The sequence below is a fragment of the Pseudomonas sp. JL23 genome, from assembly GCF_056933585.1.
In genome coordinates this window covers 6,218,514-6,236,369 of record NZ_CM167795.1, presented here as the reverse complement: position 1 = coordinate 6,236,369, position 17,856 = coordinate 6,218,514, and the positions used below count along the sequence as shown (strand labels likewise).

The 17,856-nt window shown below is 61.0% G+C and carries 14 protein-coding genes; 9 read left to right on the top strand and 5 right to left on the bottom strand.

The features are described from left to right. The first annotated feature begins 81 nt into the window (after window positions 1-81). The 8 genes from AC1Z24_RS28690 to AC1Z24_RS28655 all read left to right on the top strand — a co-directional run bounded on the left by AC1Z24_RS28690 (window position 82) and on the right by AC1Z24_RS28655 (window position 9,219). Complete coding sequence (locus tag AC1Z24_RS28690; protein WP_259104419.1) at window positions 82-711, top strand: NUDIX domain-containing protein; 630 nt, start codon at window positions 82-84, stop codon at window positions 709-711. Beyond that, entirely contained in the window at window positions 702-1,154 is a 453-nt protein-coding gene (locus AC1Z24_RS28685) for a DUF1249 domain-containing protein (protein ID WP_259104420.1), read from the top strand. The genes AC1Z24_RS28690 and AC1Z24_RS28685 overlap by 10 nt, the downstream gene beginning before the upstream one ends. Window positions 1,155-1,389: 235 nt before the next feature. Then, window positions 1,390-2,199 carry a 3',5'-cyclic-AMP phosphodiesterase gene (gene cpdA / locus AC1Z24_RS28680; RefSeq protein WP_483743670.1) on the top strand — a complete coding sequence of 270 codons (810 nt, stop codon included), beginning with the start codon at window positions 1,390-1,392 and terminating at the stop codon, window positions 2,197-2,199. Between the two features lie 186 nt (window positions 2,200-2,385). Then, on the top strand, window positions 2,386-2,976 hold the full coding sequence (locus tag AC1Z24_RS28675; protein ID WP_483743669.1) for a YqiA/YcfP family alpha/beta fold hydrolase: 591 nt from the start codon (window positions 2,386-2,388) through the stop codon (window positions 2,974-2,976). 136 nt (window positions 2,977-3,112) lie between these two features. Further along, a complete protein-coding gene (parE, locus tag AC1Z24_RS28670) occupies window positions 3,113-5,017 on the top strand; it encodes a DNA topoisomerase IV subunit B (protein ID WP_259104425.1) in 1,905 nt (634 codons plus the stop codon). After that, the gene (locus AC1Z24_RS28665; RefSeq protein WP_483743668.1) at window positions 5,017-6,000 is read left to right on the top strand and encodes an esterase-like activity of phytase family protein; all 984 of its coding nucleotides are present in this window, start codon (window positions 5,017-5,019) and stop codon (window positions 5,998-6,000) included. Before parE ends, AC1Z24_RS28665 begins: the two co-directional genes overlap by 1 nt. A 79-nt stretch (window positions 6,001-6,079) precedes the next feature. Beyond that, entirely contained in the window at window positions 6,080-8,344 is a 2,265-nt protein-coding gene (parC, locus tag AC1Z24_RS28660; RefSeq protein ID WP_483743667.1) for a DNA topoisomerase IV subunit A, read from the top strand. A gap of 182 nt (window positions 8,345-8,526) precedes the next feature. Beyond that, window positions 8,527-9,219: a PqiC family protein gene (locus tag AC1Z24_RS28655; protein WP_483743666.1), complete on the top strand. Its 693-nt coding sequence runs from the start codon at window positions 8,527-8,529 to the stop codon at window positions 9,217-9,219. Window positions 9,220-9,416: 197 nt separating this feature from the next. Here the strand turns inward: AC1Z24_RS28655 and AC1Z24_RS28650 are convergent, their stop codons facing one another. Then, on the bottom strand, window positions 9,417-10,970 hold the full coding sequence (locus AC1Z24_RS28650; RefSeq protein WP_483743665.1) for a histidine kinase: 1,554 nt from the start codon (window positions 10,968-10,970) through the stop codon (window positions 9,417-9,419). A 130-nt stretch (window positions 10,971-11,100) separates the two neighbouring features. On the opposite strand from AC1Z24_RS28650, the gene serB reads away from it, so the two are divergent. Next, on the top strand, window positions 11,101-12,315 hold the full coding sequence (gene serB, locus AC1Z24_RS28645) for a phosphoserine phosphatase SerB (RefSeq protein WP_483743664.1): 1,215 nt from the start codon (window positions 11,101-11,103) through the stop codon (window positions 12,313-12,315). A gap of 147 nt (window positions 12,316-12,462) precedes the next feature. Here serB and AC1Z24_RS28640 read toward each other — a convergent pair whose 3' ends face one another. The 4 genes from AC1Z24_RS28640 to AC1Z24_RS28625 form a co-directional block, all read right to left on the bottom strand. Then, window positions 12,463-14,244, bottom strand: coding sequence for a molecular chaperone (locus AC1Z24_RS28640; RefSeq protein WP_483743663.1), 1,782 nt, complete (start codon window positions 14,242-14,244; stop codon window positions 12,463-12,465). A 254-nt stretch (window positions 14,245-14,498) separates the two neighbouring features. After that, complete coding sequence (asd, locus tag AC1Z24_RS28635; protein WP_483743662.1) at window positions 14,499-15,362, bottom strand: archaetidylserine decarboxylase; 864 nt, start codon at window positions 15,360-15,362, stop codon at window positions 14,499-14,501. A gap of 44 nt (window positions 15,363-15,406) precedes the next feature. Beyond that, window positions 15,407-16,222: a thiosulfate sulfurtransferase gene (rhdA, locus tag AC1Z24_RS28630; RefSeq protein ID WP_483743661.1), complete on the bottom strand. Its 816-nt coding sequence runs from the start codon at window positions 16,220-16,222 to the stop codon at window positions 15,407-15,409. Between the two features lie 53 nt (window positions 16,223-16,275). Next, a complete protein-coding gene (locus AC1Z24_RS28625) occupies window positions 16,276-17,811 on the bottom strand; it encodes an HDOD domain-containing protein (protein WP_483743660.1) in 1,536 nt (511 codons plus the stop codon). Between the last annotated feature and the right edge of the window lie 45 nt (window positions 17,812-17,856).

The following is a 17,856-nucleotide window of genomic DNA, read 5'->3' as shown; positions in this document are numbered from 1 at the left end:
TGTAATGGCAGGGGGCTGCATACCGAGGCCGATGCGCGTTAGGATGGCGCGAAGTCTACGATCACCGCAGTGAGAAACCCTATGAATGACAGCACCCGTTCGACCCCGACCAAGGTTGAGATCAGCCAGCGTGACAACTGCTTCAAGGGCTTCTACAAGCTGGATCGCCTGGTCCTGCGCCATGAGTTGTTTGCCGGTGGCATGAGCCGGGAAATCAACCGCGAACTGTTCGTGCGCCACGACGCTGTCTGCGTGCTGCCCTACGACGCCCGCCATGACGAAGTGGTGCTGATCGAGCAGTTCCGCGTCGGCGCCCTGGACAAGGCTGCCAACCCGTGGATGGTCGAACTGGTGGCCGGCCTGATCGATAAAAACGGCGAGCCGCCTGAAGAAGTTGCTCGCCGCGAAGCAGAGGAGGAAGCTGGTCTTACGCTGCAAACCTTGTGGCCGATTACCAAATATTTTCCTTCGCCGGGCGGCAGTGACGAGTTCGTGCATCTGTACCTAGGCCGCTGCGAAACCCGCGGCGAAACCGAGGTTGGGGGCCTGCACGGGCTGGAAGCGGAAGCCGAGGATATTCGCGTGACGGTGTGGGCGCTGGACGATGCCCTGCAAGCCGTGCGCGACGGACGAATATGCAATGCCGCCACGATCATTGCCTTGCAATGGCTGGCGTTGAACCGTACTGAAGTCAGGGGGCTATGGTCGTGAATCTCTTGCGTGAACGCTACCGTGTCGATCTCGCTGGCCTGCAGGCTGCCTGCGAGGCCAACTACGCACGTCTGATGCGTCTGTTGCCGGACATGCGCAACGAACAGCGCTCACGCCGCGTGGCCGTTACCCAGGGCGATCAGATGCTCGGCGTGCTGGCCGTCGAAGTGCTGCTCGACTGCCCCTACACCACCACCCTGCAAGTCCGTCAGGAACACAGCTTGCCCTGGCTGCCGGTGCCGCAACTGGAAGTGCAGGTCTACCACGACGCGCGCATGGCCGAAGTCATCGGCGCCGAGCACGCCCGGCGCTTCCGTGGCATCTATCCGTACCCCAACGCCGACATGCACCAGCCGGATGAAAAGGCCCAGTTGAACCTGTTCCTCGGCGAATGGCTGAGCCATTGCCTGGCATGCGGGCATGAGTTTGAGGCGGTGCGTTGATCGCCTGACCGACCGGGAACAACTCTGGGGGACCGGCTTCAGCCGGGAAAGCCATCTACCAGGCAATGCAAATGCATTGATACAGACGGGCCTCCTCCCGGCTAAAGCCGGTCCTGCCCGGTTCGCTGATCGCCGTTGGTTGATATCCACAACTGAGACCTGACGCTCATTCCTGGGTTTGCCGTGCCAGGGCCTTGCAACCATAATCGTTGCACATCGCCCTGGGAGACGGCCATTGTCGAGCGCATCCGCTAAAGACACTTCAGTTCTGTTGGTCCAACTGTCCGACAGCCACCTGTTCGCCGAGGCGGACGGGCGCTTGCTGGGCATGAATACCCGGCAGAGCCTGGAAAAAGTCATTGAGTCGGTGTTGGCCGAACAACCTGCTGTTGATCTGATACTGGCCACTGGCGATTTGTCCCAGGATGGTAGCGTCGAGTCGTACCAGGCGTTTCGCCAATTGAGCGCGCAGATTGCCGCGCCGGTCCGCTGGTTGCCGGGCAATCACGACGAATTGCCGCAGATGGCCGAAGCTGCACAGCAAAGCGACTTTCTTGAGCCGGTGATCGATATTGGGCAATGGCGCATCACCCTGCTGGATTCCGCAGTGCCGGGTTCGGTGCCCGGCTATCTGCAGGATGCTCAGTTGCAACTTCTGGCCCAGGCCTTGAGCGAGGCGCCGCAGCGTCATCACTTGATTTGCCTGCACCATCACCCTGTGTCTATTGATTGCGCCTGGATGGAGCCCATCGGCCTGCGCAATCCTGAAGCGCTGTTTGCCGTGCTGGGTCGTTTCCCTCAGGTCCGGGCGGTGCTGTGGGGGCATATTCACCAGATGTTCGATCAGGTGCGCGAAGGCGTACGCCTGCTGGCATCGCCTTCGACCTGCATCCAGTTCGCGCCGGGCAGCGAGGACTTTCAACTCGATGACCTGCCACCCGGCTATCGTTGGTTGCGTCTGCATGACGACGGACGGCTGGAGACCGGGATTTCCCGGGTGACCGGCTTTGCGTTTGAGGTGGATTTGGGTGGGGAAGGTTACTGATCAGCGTACAAAACTGTGGGACCGGCTTTAGCCGGGAATAAGCCTTCCCGGCTAAAGCCGGTCCCACAGGGCGTACAATTATCCAGCTCACATCGATTCGAAATGTATTAAAGGCAGTCTTGCTCCCTGAGTCCCTGTAAACTGCGTGGTTTTGCGCAAACACAGAACAATTCGGGAGTGCATGGCGTGACCGGCGAAACCCCCACCCTGTTGTATATCCATGGCCTGAACAGTTCGGCCCTGTCGAAAAAAGCCACTCAGCTCACGGCCTTGATGCAGGCCCGAGGCTTGGCTGAGCAGTTGCGGGTCCGGGAACTGCACCATCATCCCCGTCAGGCCATCGCCCAGCTGGACGCCGCAATCGAAGAACTGGGGCGGCCACTGCTGGTCGGCAGCTCGCTCGGCGGCTACTATGCGACTCACTTGGCCCGTCGCCACGGCCTCAAGGCGCTGTTGATCAATCCGGCGGTCAATCCTCACCAGTTATTCGATGGCTTTCTTGGCCCCCAGGAAAACCTCTATACCGGTGAGCGCTGGGAACTGACCCTCGACCACGTCAAGGCCTTGGCCGAGCTGGAAGTACCGGCTCCGCAGGATCCGCAGCGCACTCAGGTATGGCTGCAGACCGGCGACGAAACTTTGGATTACCGGCGCGCCGAAGCCTTTTACCGGGCCTGTGCCCTGCGCATCCAGGCCGGTGGCGATCATAGCTACCAAGGGTTTGCCGAGCAGTTGCCTGCCGTGTTGAGTTTTGCCGGGTTTGCGCCTGAGTTGTAACCGAACCGGTGGGACCGGCTTTAGCCGGGAAGGCGTTATGCCAGACAATGCAGATGCATTGAAGATACTGGCCCCTTCCCGGCTAAAGCCGGTCCCACAGTGCTGAAATTTCACGAACCATTGATGACGAGACCCCATGGCCAATCCCAGCGCTAGCTCTTATAACGCCGACGCCATCGAAGTCCTCTCGGGCCTCGACCCGGTACGCAAACGTCCGGGCATGTATACCGATACCTCGCGGCCCAACCACCTGGCCCAGGAAGTCATCGACAACAGTGTCGACGAAGCCCTGGCCGGTCATGCCAGGTCGGTGCAGGTCATCCTGCATGCCGATAACTCGTTGGAAGTGTCTGACGACGGTCGCGGCATGCCTGTGGATATCCACCCGGAAGAGGGTGTGTCCGGGGTCGAACTGATCCTGACCAAGCTGCACGCGGGCGGCAAGTTTTCCAACAAGAACTACCAGTTCTCCGGCGGCCTGCACGGCGTGGGGATTTCCGTGGTCAACGCGCTCTCGACTCTGGTCCGGGTCCGGGTCAAGCGCGATGGCAACGAATACGAAATGAGCTTTGCCGACGGCTACAAGGCCTCTGAGCTGGCGGTGATCGGCACGGTCGGCAAGCGCAATACCGGCACCAGCGTGTATTTCGCTCCGGATCCCAAGTATTTCGATTCACCGAAGTTCTCGGTCAGCCGCCTCAAGCATGTACTCAAGGCCAAGGCTGTGCTGTGCCCGGGGCTGCTGGTCAGCTTCGAAGACAAGGCCAGCGGCGAGAAGGTCGAGTGGCATTACGAAGACGGCCTGCGCTCCTACTTGCAGGATTCGGTAACCGATTTTCTGCGTCTGCCGGACGAGCCGTTCTGCGGCTCCTTCGCCGGTAATAAAGAAGCCGTCGACTGGGCGCTGCTGTGGCTGCCAGAAGGCGGCGACAGCCTGCAGGAAAGCTACGTCAACCTGATTCCCACGGCCCAGGGCGGGACTCACGTCAACGGCCTGCGCCAGGGCCTGCTTGATGCCATGCGCGAATTCTGCGAATTCCGCAATCTGCTGCCGCGCGGGGTCAAGCTGGCGCCGGAAGACGTCTGGGAGCGGATTGCTTTCGTTCTGTCGATGAAGATGCAAGAGCCGCAGTTCTCCGGCCAGACCAAGGAACGCCTGTCGTCCCGCGAGGCGGCGGCCTTTGTTTCCGGGGTGGTCAAGGATGCTTTCAGCCTGTGGCTCAATGCCAATGCCGAGCTGGGCATGCAACTGGCCGAACTGGCAATCAACAACGCTGGTCGGCGTCTCAAGGCCAGCAAGAAGGTCGAGCGCAAGCGCATCACCCAGGGCCCGGCACTGCCTGGCAAGCTGGCTGACTGCGCCGGGCAGGACCCGATGCGCGCCGAGCTGTTTCTGGTCGAGGGTGACTCCGCCGGTGGTTCCGCCAAGCAAGCGCGGGACAAGGAATTCCAGGCCATCCTGCCGTTGCGCGGCAAGATTCTGAACACCTGGGAAGTTGACGGTGGTGAAGTGCTTGCCAGTCAGGAAGTGCATAACATTGCCGTGGCCATTGGCGTCGATCCGGGGGCCGAGGACGTCAGCCAGTTGCGCTACGGCAAGATCTGCATCCTCGCTGACGCCGACTCCGACGGTCTGCACATCGCCACCCTGCTCTGCGCGCTGTTCGTCCAGCATTTCCGCCCGCTGGTCCTGGCCGGTCACGTATATGTGGCGATGCCGCCGCTCTACCGCATCGACCTGGGCAAGGACATTTATTACGCTCTGGACGAAGCCGAGCGTGATGGCATTCTTGACCGTCTGGTGGCGGAGAAGAAGCGCGGCAAGCCTCAGGTCACACGATTCAAAGGTCTGGGTGAAATGAACCCGCCGCAACTGCGCGAGACCACCATGGACCCGAACACCCGGCGTCTGGTCCAGTTGACTCTGGAAGATATCGAGCAGACCTCGGAAATGATGGACATGCTGTTGGCCAAGAAGCGCGCGCCGGATCGCAAGAGCTGGCTCGAATCCAAGGGCAATCTGGCCGAGGTCCTGGCTTGATGCGAGTCTGGCTGGCAGCGTTGCTGGTCGTCATGGCCCCGGTGTTCGCCGTGCCGATGGTGGTGCAGGAAGAGCTCAAGCTGCTGTCCGAGCATGCCGTCGACGACATGCCCGGCGGCAACCTGTCGGGCCTGTCCTACTGCAACGGCAGCATGTGGACGGTCTCCGATCGAGACGACGAGGTGCTCTACAGCCTCGATATGAGCAAGCCGGTGTGGAAGGCCGTTGCCCATCATCTGGATATTCCAGCGGTGCCGGACAGCGGTTTGCCCCTGACTTTGCGTTCCATGACCAAAGCCTCTTCCTATATGCGTGGCGGGGCGATGGACTTCGAAGGTGTGAGCTGCGATGCCCAGGGCAATCGCTATCTGGTCAGCGAAGGCTACGCCACGGTGCTCAAGGTGCCGGTGGATGGCGCGCCGCAGTGGCTTGACCTGCCCAGAACACTGGTAGAAGAGGCCCGGGCCAAGGGCATGCTGCAACATTTCAATGCAATCTTCGAAGGCATTGCGGTCAACCCGGCGGGCGATCACCTGTGGCTGGCGGCGGAGCGCGAAGAACGCGGCCTGCTGGCGATACGGCATGACGCAAGCGGCTGGCACTGCGATGGCAGTTGCGTGCTGAACACGGATACTGACAAGACTCAACTGCCCAAGCAGTTGGGCGGCAAGCAGGTGTCCCAGGATTATTCCGACCTGATGCTCTACCACGACAAACTGTTCACCCTGGAACGGGCAACCTATCGCATCTGTCGCCGTACACTGCAAACCGGTGTGATCGAGCGCTGCTGGTCATTCGCTGACGAAGCCCTGCAGCCCATGCGTCTTTACGATCAGCCTTACGGCCTGACCGAGGCTCTGGTGATCGACGACAAGGGTGCCTGGATCGGCATCGACAATAATTTCGGTGCCCGCGCCGATGGCGAGAAACGCCCGATCGTCTGGCGTTTCGCCGCCCCCACCGATGGCTGGGATGCGCGTTGATGAGCCCGTTTGAAACCAATCGAACAGACCCGGCGCGGCAGCAGCCTGCCACGCCCGAATACCTACTGATGAGGCCCGCATGAGCGACTCCCTTGACCTCAGCCTGGATGGTGTAGAACGCCGTTCACTGTCTGACTTCACCGAACAGGCCTACCTCAACTACTCCATGTACGTGATCATGGACCGGGCCTTGCCGCATATCGGCGATGGCCTCAAGCCGGTGCAGCGCCGCATCATCTACGCCATGAGCGAGCTGGGCCTGGACGCTGACTCCAAGCACAAGAAGTCGGCGCGTACCGTCGGCGACGTGCTCGGCAAGTTCCACCCCCACGGCGACTCGGCCTGCTATGAAGCCATGGTGCTGATGGCGCAGCCGTTTAGCTACCGCTACACACTGGTCGACGGCCAGGGTAACTGGGGTGCGCCGGATGATCCCAAGTCCTTCGCCGCCATGCGTTACACCGAGGCGCGCCTGTCGCGCTATTCCGAAGTGCTGCTCAGCGAGCTGGGGCAGGGTACGGCGGATTGGGTGCCCAACTTCGACGGCACGCTTGATGAGCCGGCGGTATTGCCTGCGCGCCTGCCCAATATCCTGCTCAACGGCACCACCGGCATCGCCGTGGGTATGGCCACTGACGTTCCGCCGCACAACCTGCGCGAAGTGGCCACCGCCTGTGTGCGCCTGCTCGACGAGCCCAAGGCTACGGTCGAACAACTGGTTGAGCATATCCAGGGCCCGGACTATCCAACCGAAGCGGAGATCATCACCCCGCGTGCCGATCTGCTGAAGATGTACGAAACCGGCAAGGGCTCGGTGCGCATGCGTGCCGTGTACCACGTTGAAGATGGCGACATCATCGTCACCTCGCTGCCGCACCAGGTGTCGGGCGCCAAGGTGCTTGAGCAGATTGCCGCGCTGATGCAGGCCAAACCGTCCAAGGCGCCCCAGGTGGCCGACCTGCGCGACGAGTCTGACCACGAGAACCCCTGCCGTATCGTGATCATTCCGGTGAACAGCCGGGTTGATCACGAAGCGCTGATGCAGCACCTGTTTGCCACGACTGATCTGGAGTCCAGCTACCGGGTCAACATCAATATCATTGGCCTGGACGGCAAGCCGCAGCTGAAAAACCTGCGTGCATTGTTGGTCGAATGGCTGGAATTCCGCGTGCTGACCGTGCGCCGCCGCCTGCAATTCCGCCTCGATAAGGTCGAGCGTCGTCTGCACCTGTTGGACGGCTTGCTGATTGCCTACCTCAACCTGGATGAAGTGATCCATATCATCCGCACCGAGGAGCATCCGCGTGCCCGCCTGATCGAGCGTTTCGAGCTGAGCGAGATCCAGGCCGACTACATCCTCGATACCCGCTTGCGCCAATTGGCCCGTCTCGAAGAGATGAAGCTGCGCAATGAGCAGGACGAGCTGAACAAGGAGCGCGCCAAACTGATGGCACTGCTCGGCAGCGAAGCCAAGCTCAAGAAGCTGGTGCGCACCGAACTGATCAAGGACGCCGAGACTTATGGCGATGATCGCCGTTCGCCTATCGTCGAGCGCGCTGAAGCCAAGGCCATGACCGAACATGACCTGCTGCCTAACGAGAAAGTGACCGTCGTGCTGTCGGAAAAAGGCTGGGTTCGCTCGGCCAAAGGCCACGATATCGACGCGACCGGCCTGTCCTACAAGGCCGGTGATGGCTACAAGACTGCAGCGATGGGGCGTTCCAATCAATTTGCAGTCTTTATCGACTCCACCGGGCGCAGCTATTCCCTGGCGGCCCACACCCTGCCATCGGCGCGGGGGCAAGGCGAGCCGTTAACTGGCAAGCTGCAACCACCGCCGGGCGCCACCTTCGAATGCGTGCTGCTGCCGGACGACGACGCGCTGTACGTGATCGCTTCCGACGCGGGTTATGGCTTTGTGGTCAAGGGCGAGGATCTGCAAGCCAAGAACAAGGCCGGCAAGGCGTTGTTGAGCCTGCCGAACGGTGCCAGGGTCATCCTGCCGCGTCCCGTGGCTGACCGTGAGCAGAACTGGCTGGCCGCGGTGACCACCGAAGGTCGTCTGCTGGTGTTCAAGATCAGTGACTTGCCGCAGTTGGGCAAGGGCAAGGGCAACAAGATCATTGGCATCCCCGGCGAACGCGTGGCCACTCGTGAAGAGTACGTCACCGATCTGGCGGTGATTCCTGATGGCGCGACTCTGGTTCTGCAGGCGGGCAAGCGCAACCTGTCGCTCAAGCCTGACGATCTGGAACATTACAAGGGCGAACGCGGTCGGCGCGGCAATAAACTGCCCCGAGGCTTCCAGCGCGTTGACGCGCTCTTGGTGGAAATCGCCGGATAATTGCAGATTAGAGCTATCGGTCTTCGTTTTCCTACGAAGATCGGTGCTTAATCGCTGGAGTCACGACGCATATTCACGGATGATATGACGTGATGCGGCACTTCAATGGCTGAGTGCCTGTATGTTTTTTATTCAGTATTTATACACGATGATGGCATTTTAATAGCTATCTGGACGGGACGATGAAACTTTTACGCCTTCCTCTTCTCATGCTGCTGACCAGCGTTCTGGGTCTTGCGGGTTGCAGCATGCATCAACCGACCGCCCTTTATCAGCTCGACAGTGGCGATCCTGGTCAACCGAAAAATACAGGGCTGGCCGTAGTGCTGGGCCCTGTTGCCATCGCTGACTACCTGCAACGCGAAACCCTGCTGCAACGCCAGCCCGATGGCAGTCTGACGGCTTCGCCGGATGGCCGCTGGGCGGGTAGCCTGTCTTCGGACATTGATCAATTGCTGCTGCGACAACTGTCGTGGAAGCTGGATAGCCAGCGTGTGGTCATGGCCCCTACTGTCGCCAATTTCACTCCGGATGTGCAGGTTGTCCTGTCCATCACCCGCCTGGACTCCGGTGCGCAACAACCGGCGATCCTCGACGCCCAATGGCGCCTGCTGGACCGCAAGGGCCAGGTTCGCGACAGCCGTCTAGTACACCTGCAGGAAAACCACAACGGTACTTCTGCCTCCCAGGTGAAGGCCCAGGGCATTCTCTTGCAGCGCTTGGCCGATCAGGTCAGCGCCGCGGTCAAGCCGATTGCCTGGCAGCCGGTGGAAGAGCCGAAGAAAGCGCCGATAGCCAAGGCCAAAGAGCCTGAGAAACCAAAGATCCCGATTGCTTCGCCAATTCGTACGGATCTGGAAGTGTTCAGGTTCTAGCGCAACTGTCACAGCTCTTCATGTGGGACCGGCTTTAGCCGGGAAGACGGTATGGCTGGCGATATAAGTGTGTGAGTCCTGCCTACGCCTTCCCGGCTAAAGCCGGTCGCACATTCCAGATTCGATTCGGCGACGTCAAACAAAACACCCTGCCTCGGCAGGGTGTTTTTGTTTGTGGGCTTGGCAGGCGGGGATTATCAGGCCTTGCGTGCTTCGTGCATGCGCGCCAGTTGCCGTTCCAGCATGGACGGGTAGGGCTCCATCAGGCGTTCGACGCAGCAGGCGCCTTCAGGGCTGGCGATGGGGCGGATGCGGGCGCGCTGGCGGATCAGGCTGTCGTCGCTGATCTTGCGCTCGACCAGCAGCAGGTTGCGGCTGTGTTGCGACAAGGCCAGGGCATCCTGGGCGGTTTCGGTCAGCAGCAGGTCGATCTGGCTGAGACCAGACAGACCATCGCCCAGAGTAAGGCCCAGTTGCAGTTGCAGGGTAATGCCGCTGTCAGCGACTTCGATCTGCAAGGCATGGCTCAGGGCCCGCAACAGCTCGCCACAGCAGATGGCGTTGGTCAGGTAGTCGTCGCCGCTGTCCTGGCTGTGGAACAGCATCAGGGTGCTGCCGTCGTTAAGGGTGTGCAGCTCGCTGTCATACAACGATGCGGCCTGGTCGATACAGTCGCGATAGCGTTGCAGCAAATCGGTCAGGCGTGCCCGTGGCAGACGACGTAACTGGTCCTGGGCGCCTAACTGTACGGCCAGTACAGCGCTGTGACGTGGCTGGGTGTCGACCACGGCGGTGCGCTGCGACTGTACGACCGGCGCTGAGTGATCGCGCAGATCGGCAAACGGATCGTGATCGTCTTCTTCTTCATCTTCGTCGGCGACCAGGGCGCGCGGCACCAGAGGCTTTTGTACCGGGCGCGGCGTCGGCGCTTCATCGAAGCCGGGGTCGCGCAAGTCACGGACTTCAAAGGCCGGTTCATCGTGCTCGTCGGCGTGGCCGAAGTGATCGTCCTCTTCTTCCTCGTACTCGGGTTCCGGCTCAGGTACGGGCTCCGGGGCAGGCGGTGCGAAGGAGGTGCGCAGTTGCCGGGCCAGATCACCGATTTCATCCTGGCGGTCAGTGGCCGGTGTATACGGATCGATATCACGCAGCCACAGGCGCAGTTGCAGCAGCGGCGTGGAGATGTGCCGACCCAGACGCAGGCTCAGGGCCAGAGCCAACGCCAGCAGGATACCGGCGAGGATACCCATGCTTTGCAGGCTGATGGTCATCGGCTGCTGGAACTGGCTCATGTCCAGGCTGATGCGCAGATGCCCGGCGATCACGTCCTGGAAGGTGATCTTGATCTCGTATAGCCCCTCGCTTTCGCCCAGCAGGCCGCTTTTCGGGCGCTGTCCGGCTTCGGCAAGGATGCGGTTGTCCACGCTATAGATCGCGGCGTGGGCCACCAGCGGGTTTTTCACCAGGTTACCCAGCAGCACGTTGAGGCTGAGGATGTCGTTGGACACCAGCAGTTCAGTCGCCGAAGTGGCAGTCTGTGTAGTCAGGGCCTGTCCCAGGGCGTCAGCTTGCTCATGCATGGCCTGCTTGAACTGCAGTCCCATGACACCGGCATAGATCACCAGCGCCAGTGCGACGAGGAAGACGTTATGGCTGGCGATACGCAATGCGATCGGCACTCGACGGTGGCGCAACGCACGGAAGATCAGCAGGAAGAAGTTATCGGTTTTGACGGGCGTGGGCCGGTTCACAGAGCACGGCTCTCTTGGAGAAGTTGCCGCGCAGTATAGCGAGCGACCCAGTAGCGGCAAAGCGCTGCCTGTGCCCGATGGTCACTGAAAGTGGGTAGAATGCGGTTTTTTTCCACTGCGGGGGTGCGCCTTGCGCGAAATTGTCCTGATTAACATCACAGGTGAAGACCGTCCCGGCCTCACCGCAGCCATCACCGGGGTACTTGCCCAGGGTGGCGTGAACATTCTCGATATTGGTCAGGCAGTGATTCACGACACCTTGTCGTTCGGCATCCTGGTTGAAATTCCGGGCACCGAGCAAGGTTCTTCGGTGCTCAAGGACATTCTGTTCACCGCCTATAAGCTGGATCAGCAGGTGCGGTTCACGGCAGTGTCCGAAGATGACTATCAGCAATGGGTCGACGGGCAGGGCAAGGCCCGGCATATCGTCACCCTGCTGACCCGCAAAGTGACTGCCGAGCAATTGCAGCGCGTCAGCTCGATCACCGCCAAGTACGGTCTGAATATCGACCAGATCGATCGCCTGTCCGGGCGTATGCCTCTTGATACTCCGGCCGACAAGGGCAAGGGCTGCATCGAGTTTTCCGTGCGCGGCGAGCCGGATGATGCCAAGGCCATGCAGGCCGAATTCCTCAGTGTGGCTCAGGAACTCAATGTCGATATCGCCTTCCAGCAGGATTCGCTGTTCCGTCGCAACCGTCGCCTGGCGGTATTCGACATGGACTCGACCTTGATCGAAGCCGAGGTCATCGACGAGTTGGCCAAGGCTGCTGGCGTGGGCGAGCGGGTTTCGGAGATTACCGAGCGCGCCATGCGTGGCGAGCTGGATTTTCGTGCCAGCTTCAAGGAGCGTCTGGCGCTGCTCAAGGGTCTGGACGTCAGCGTACTCGACGAAATCGGCGCGCAACTACGCCTGACCGAAGGTGCCGAGACGCTGTTCGCCGAACTCAAGCGCCTGGGCTACAAGACCGCCATTCTGTCCGGCGGCTTCACTTACTTCGCCAAACAGTTGCAGGCCAGGCTGGGCATCGACTACGTGTTCGCCAACGAGCTGGAAGTGGTGGATGGCAAGTGCACGGGCGTGGTCATCGAGCCGATCGTCGACGCCAAGCGCAAGGCTGATCTGCTGCGCGAACTGGCGCTCAAGGAAGGCCTGAGCCTGGAGCAGACCATTGCCGTGGGCGACGGTGCCAACGACCTGCCGATGCTGGCGATTGCCGGTCTGGGCGTGGCGTTCCGCGCCAAGCCGCTGGTCAAGCAGTCGGCCAAGCAGGCGATCTCGACCCTGGGCCTGGACGGGATTCTTTATCTGCTGGGGTTCCGCGATCGCGAAGGGCGGGTCTGATAGCCATACAGAATCTGTGGCGTCTGGTTTTTTGTGGGACCGGCTTCAGCCGGGAAGGCAATGTTGCAGACCATACAGATGTATTGATCTCAACTGCGCCTTCCCGGCTAAAGCCGGTCCCACAGAAGCGCATTCATTGAGAAGGGTTTAGAGCGACGTCCACAACGAATCGAATTCCTGTCCCGGACCACTATCGTTGCGCGCTGACTTGGGCGCATCGAAGGTCTGGTATTCGAACTGGTTGTAACTGCCACTGCCTGCGCGACGATGTTGCAGGGCGCCGCGGCGTTCTTCGCCGGCAATATTGATCATCACATGGTTGCCTTCCTGGAAGGGCAGGCAGGGCGCGAGGATCGTCGCCGGTTGGTCGATGGCGCGGACCTCCGGCAGCAGCAGAGCGCGCAGGTACTGGCTGTTCTGGCCTTCACGTACCAGTTGCAGGCCGCACGGCTGAGCAAAGGGGGCGATCAGCTCGACGCCCATCTGCGTGCCGCCACTGCGCACCTGACGCACCCAGCGCACCACAGCAACGCTCCAGCCCTGCGCCACGTCATCCTGAATCCCGATCAGCTCACCGGCCTGCAATTGGTCCGGTACGTCTTTCGGCCAGGCCAGACAGTAGCCGCCAGGGCTGTGGTTGACGATATGCAGATCGTAGTTCTGAAAGCTTTGCTGAGCGTTGGCAGCGGCTTCACTGCCTTCAGCATCGTTCTGGTGGTACTGGATTTCTTCGTACGGCAGCAGCACTTGGGAGGTATTGCCGCGCTGGGTATCGAAGGCGCTCGACCAGGGATCGTCGTCGTGATCCATCAATTCCAGCTTGAATTCGGCTGCCTTGCCTGCTGTAGGCACTTGCAGCATGTCGCTGAAGGATTTCTGCCCGCCGACGTTGTAATGCAGGGCGCTCATGCCGATGCAGACGTTCAGCGTGCCTTGGCCCGGCGTGCGCTGGAACGTGCGCTCGGCGACATCGCCCCAGGCGGCCGCCACATGTTGCAGCAGGTCGGTGGAGAAACCCGGTGGCACCAGCAGCGGTGACTGCGAGCGTTGTTCGGCCGGTAGTTCAAGGTACTGATTGATGGTCGCCGCCAGGGTCAGCGGGTTGAGGCCCAGCAGTTCCGGCCACTGCTCGTCGGGGAACAGCGATTTGTACAGAGGCGGTTTGTCGGCTTTCGGCGACAGCGCAAACAGGCTTTCGCCATCAGCCGGCGATTGCAGCTTGACCATGGCGCTCCAGGGTTCAAGTACATCAGCCAGGCGACCGATGTTGATCTGGCGCATCTGGTTGCAGCGTGAGCAGCCCAGCAGCAGTGCGACGATGTAGGTCTGCTCGATGCTGAGGGTACGGGTATGGCTGGCCAGGTTGTCGCTGACCGGGGTGTTCTGCAGCTGATTCTGCCGGGCGATCTGGTAGATCTGGTGCATTTCCAGCCAAAGGCCGTCCTGCACCGGGCAGTAGAGCTGGCTGGCGCGGATCAGCGGGCCGTTGAGGCAGTGCAGCGCGCGCTGCATGGCGGTGGTCAGGGCCGGAGCCAGCTCTTTATTGAAGTTGGGCGATAGCCGCTCGATGATCTGCTTGTAGCCAATGGCAAGGTGGTTTTGCAGGGCCTGGCAGAGGTTGGCGACCTTGCGTGGTCGCTCGTCGAGGACGATGGCTTGATTGAGGAAGTGACGTTCCAGGTGCTTGCAGACGAAATACACTTCCGGGCGCAGCAACTCGAGCAGTTGCAGGCGGTTTTCGCTGGAGGTCATCAACTGGTTGAGTTCGCTCAGGCCCTGATAAAGCTGACGAGCGGTTTCACCGAGGTTTGCTTTGGGCAGCGTGGAGATCCAGCGTTTCAAGTCGCGGGGTATGGCTTCACAGAACGACAGGCTCGACTGCGTTGGCGTAGGAACACGCAGCAACATAGGGAGGCTCAAATTACTCATGTGACAGGCAAACTCCAACTGCTTACAGGCCCGAACGGCGGCTTCAATCAACCGATTAATAGCATTTCCATGAGCGAGTCGATGGAGTCTACGTCAATTAAAAGCAAAGTGTCCTACTACACCGATGATGTCATTTTAGCATTGTCGGTGTTAGACCGCAGCATTGGTAAGGCTTTTACTGCGGTCGTGTCCTTGTTTCGAGCAAAGGGTAAGCATCCGATAGCTCACCCCTTTCGCATTCAGACTGACTGGCCTCAAGCCAGTTTCGATGATGCCAGCGCCTGACCCATTTGCACAGGCGCGCCCGCCGACAATTCGCTCAGCCAACTGACCTGATTCGGGCCGAACAATACGATGGCAGTGGAACCCAGCTTGAAGCGACCCAACTCTGCGCCTTTTTCCAGATGAATGGGCGTACGGGCGGCTTCGTCGTAGCGCACGCTTTTCAGTTCGCGCTTGGGTGGCGTAACCAGGCCGGCCCAGACAGTTTCAATCGAGGCCACGATCATCGCGCCGACCAGCACCACGGCCATCGGCCCATGCTCGGTATCGAACAGACAGGCGACGCGTTCATTGCGGGCGAACAGTTCGGGAACGTTTTCGGCGGTGGTCTGGTTGACCGAGAACAGGCGGCCCGGCACGTAGACCATTTCCCGCAGGGTCCCGGCGACAGGCATGTGTACCCGATGGTAGTCCTTGGGCGACAGGTAAACCGTGGCGAACTCGCCGCCCATGAACGGCGCGGCCAGTGCGGCATCGCCACCGAGCAGTTCCAGAGCGCTGAAGCTGTGGCCCTTGGCTTGGAAGATGCGGCCCTGGTCGATGCTGCCCAACTGGCTGATGGCACCGTCGGCGGGCGACAGGATTGCGCCGGGCGTCTGGTCCAGCGGCCGCGCGCCAGGCTTCAGGGCGCGGGTGAAGAAGTCATTGAAGTGCTCGTAGGCGGTGAGGTCTTCGACCAGGGCCTGGGACATGTCCACCTGATAGCGCTGGGCAAACCAACTGGTAAAGGCATTCTTGAACCAGCGCACGCGGCACTCGGCAATACAGCCCGCCAGCCGTGACAGCAGGTGATGGGGCAGGACGTACTGGAAGAAAATAAACAAATTTTGTTTCATCAAATTTCCTAGAGCGTATTCGCAGTGAATTCGGTGTGTCCGGGTTACTTCTCGACTGGAGTATCGGGGTGGTTGCCCCATTCGCCCCATGAGCCCGCATAGCCTTTGACGCGCGGGTAGCCCAGTGCCTTCGCCACCAGATAAGTGAAGCCGGAGCGGTGATGAGTCTGGCAGTGCGTGATGACTTCTTTGTCAGGCGTGATGCCCAGTTGTTGCAGAATTTGCGGCATGTCTTTGCGGATGCGCAAGTTGCGCGCCTGATCCATGCCGGCGGTCCATTCGAAATTGACCGCGCCGGGAATGTGGCCGCCCTTGGCTGCGAGGACTTTCTCGCCGGAGTACTCGGTCGGCCCGCGGGCGTCCCAGATTGCCAGGTCGGCGGCGCCCAGGCGCGATTGCAGGTACTCGCGGGTGGCGGTCGGTTCGTCGTGCAGGGTCAGGGCAACCGGGCCGCCGATGGGCACCGGAGTTTCGCTGCTCAGGGGCAGATCCTGGGCCTGCCAGGCCAGCAGGCCGCCGTCCAGATAGTGGTATTTACTGTGGCCGATGACGTCCAGCATCCAGATGAAACGCCCGGCCCAGCCGCCGCCTTCGTCGTCATAGACCACGTAGACCGCATCCGGGTTATGGCCCAGTTCTCCGAATAGTTCCTGCAACTGCGCCAGGGACGGCAGCAGGCCGGGAGCTGGCGGCTGGCCCAGTTGCGTGCGCTTGGGGTCGACGAAACGCGCCCCTGGGAGATGGCCGGCGGCATAGCGGGCGCTGCTGGTCAGGTCTACCAGAATCAGCTCGGGGGCGTGCAGATGTGGCTGCAAGTCGCTGGGTTCGATCACCAACGGCAAGCTGGAGAAGACTGACATGGGTGCCTCCAGATCATCGAAAAGAGGCGAATTGTACACCAAGCCCTCAGATATCAACTCTTGCGATTGGTAAAGCTGGCCAGGGCGCGTTCGATGCACTGAGTGGTCTTGCCAAAGGCCTGCACGCTGATTTCCGAGAACGGCCCACCGCCCTGATCGGCGACGATCAACATGATGACTTTGCCGTTATTGGCCACGGACTTGATCAGCCAGTGGTTGCCGTTGAACAGCGCTTTCAGGGACCCGGGCAACAGCGCCGAGAACTGCGCGTGGTTGGTGGGTGTCAGGCGCAATTGCGTGGGCTGCGCCAGCAGGCGCTGCAGCACGGTACTTTCCTTTATATGCAGCACGGTGCCGCCGACTTCCTTGGGCAGCCCGGCAAACTGATGCACGCGCAGACTGGTGCCGGTCTTTTCCATCATCAAGAGCAGCACGCGTTGCATGCCGCAGGCTTTGAGGGCGTCGCGGGCGCAGATGGTCAGGTGCATGGCGTTAGTGAAGCGGCTCGGCTCGAGCAGCAGCTCGGCGCACAGTTGGCGCCAGTGCTGCAACGCATCGGCGGACGGCGGCGGCGCGGGCAGCAGGCCACGGTGAACGCGGCGGGTGTCCCACGGCCAGATCAGCGCTTCGGCCGGATGCCACAGGCCGGGAGCGGTTTGTTGGCGAGCGCTGCTGGCGGCGTTCTGGTGGACTTGTTGCTGGGTCTCGTCCAGGGGCTGTTGCAGATACAGGCAGGTGAGCAGTTCCCAGCGCATGCAGTGGGGGCTGTTCCATGCCTGTTGTGCCGACAGAGCCAGGCCGTTGCCGAGCAGGACGGTGTTGGCCGGCTGGTTGAACCAGCGGCGCAGGTTGGGATCGGCGTCCATCAACTGTTGTTGCTGCAAGGGATCGTCGTTTTCCCGAGCAATGCGCAGCGCCTTGACCAGTTCCCGACGCTCGCTGATCAGTAGTCGATAGCCCTGGGTCACCCACAGCGGCAGGCGCCAGGTTTCGGCCAGGGTCAGGCACAGGTCGAGCAGGGCGACGCCGAACAGTTCTTTCTCCACCTTGCGCGCCGGTTCACCCTTGTGGATAACCCGCAGTTCCCAGTCTTCCAGCAGCTTCGGATGCGCAAGAGCCATGGGCCAGAGCGGTGCCAGGAACAGCAGGGCGCCCAGGTGAATATCTTGCCACAAGCGCGCCAGGCGGCTGGCGAACAGGCCATTGGCCTGTTGCGTGGCGTGCTGGCTGATCAGTTGCAGTTGCAGGAAGGCCGCCGGGATTTCGGCGATCTCCACCGACGGCAGGCGATTGAGCAGCACTTCGGTGCGGGCCAGGCCCAGGCGGTTGATGGCGATCTCAAGGCTTTCAGCCGGCTCGGTCGTGCCGGTGGTGTGGTGGTTGGCTTCGCGCATGACGCTCAGCACCAGCGCGGGGCTGTCCTGCATCATGTCAGCAATGTCGCGCAGTGACCGCCGACTGTCATTCAGCGCACCCTGTACCTTCTTGTGATTGGCCGCAGGCACGGGTAGCGCAAGGCTATCCAGGTGCTTGACCCAGGCAGTGAGGTTGTTCGGAACGTCTGTCGAATGCGAGGTTTCTGACGGCATGCAGGAGGCCTGTTTGACGAGTTTTTTTGAGCAATCTGACGGTTG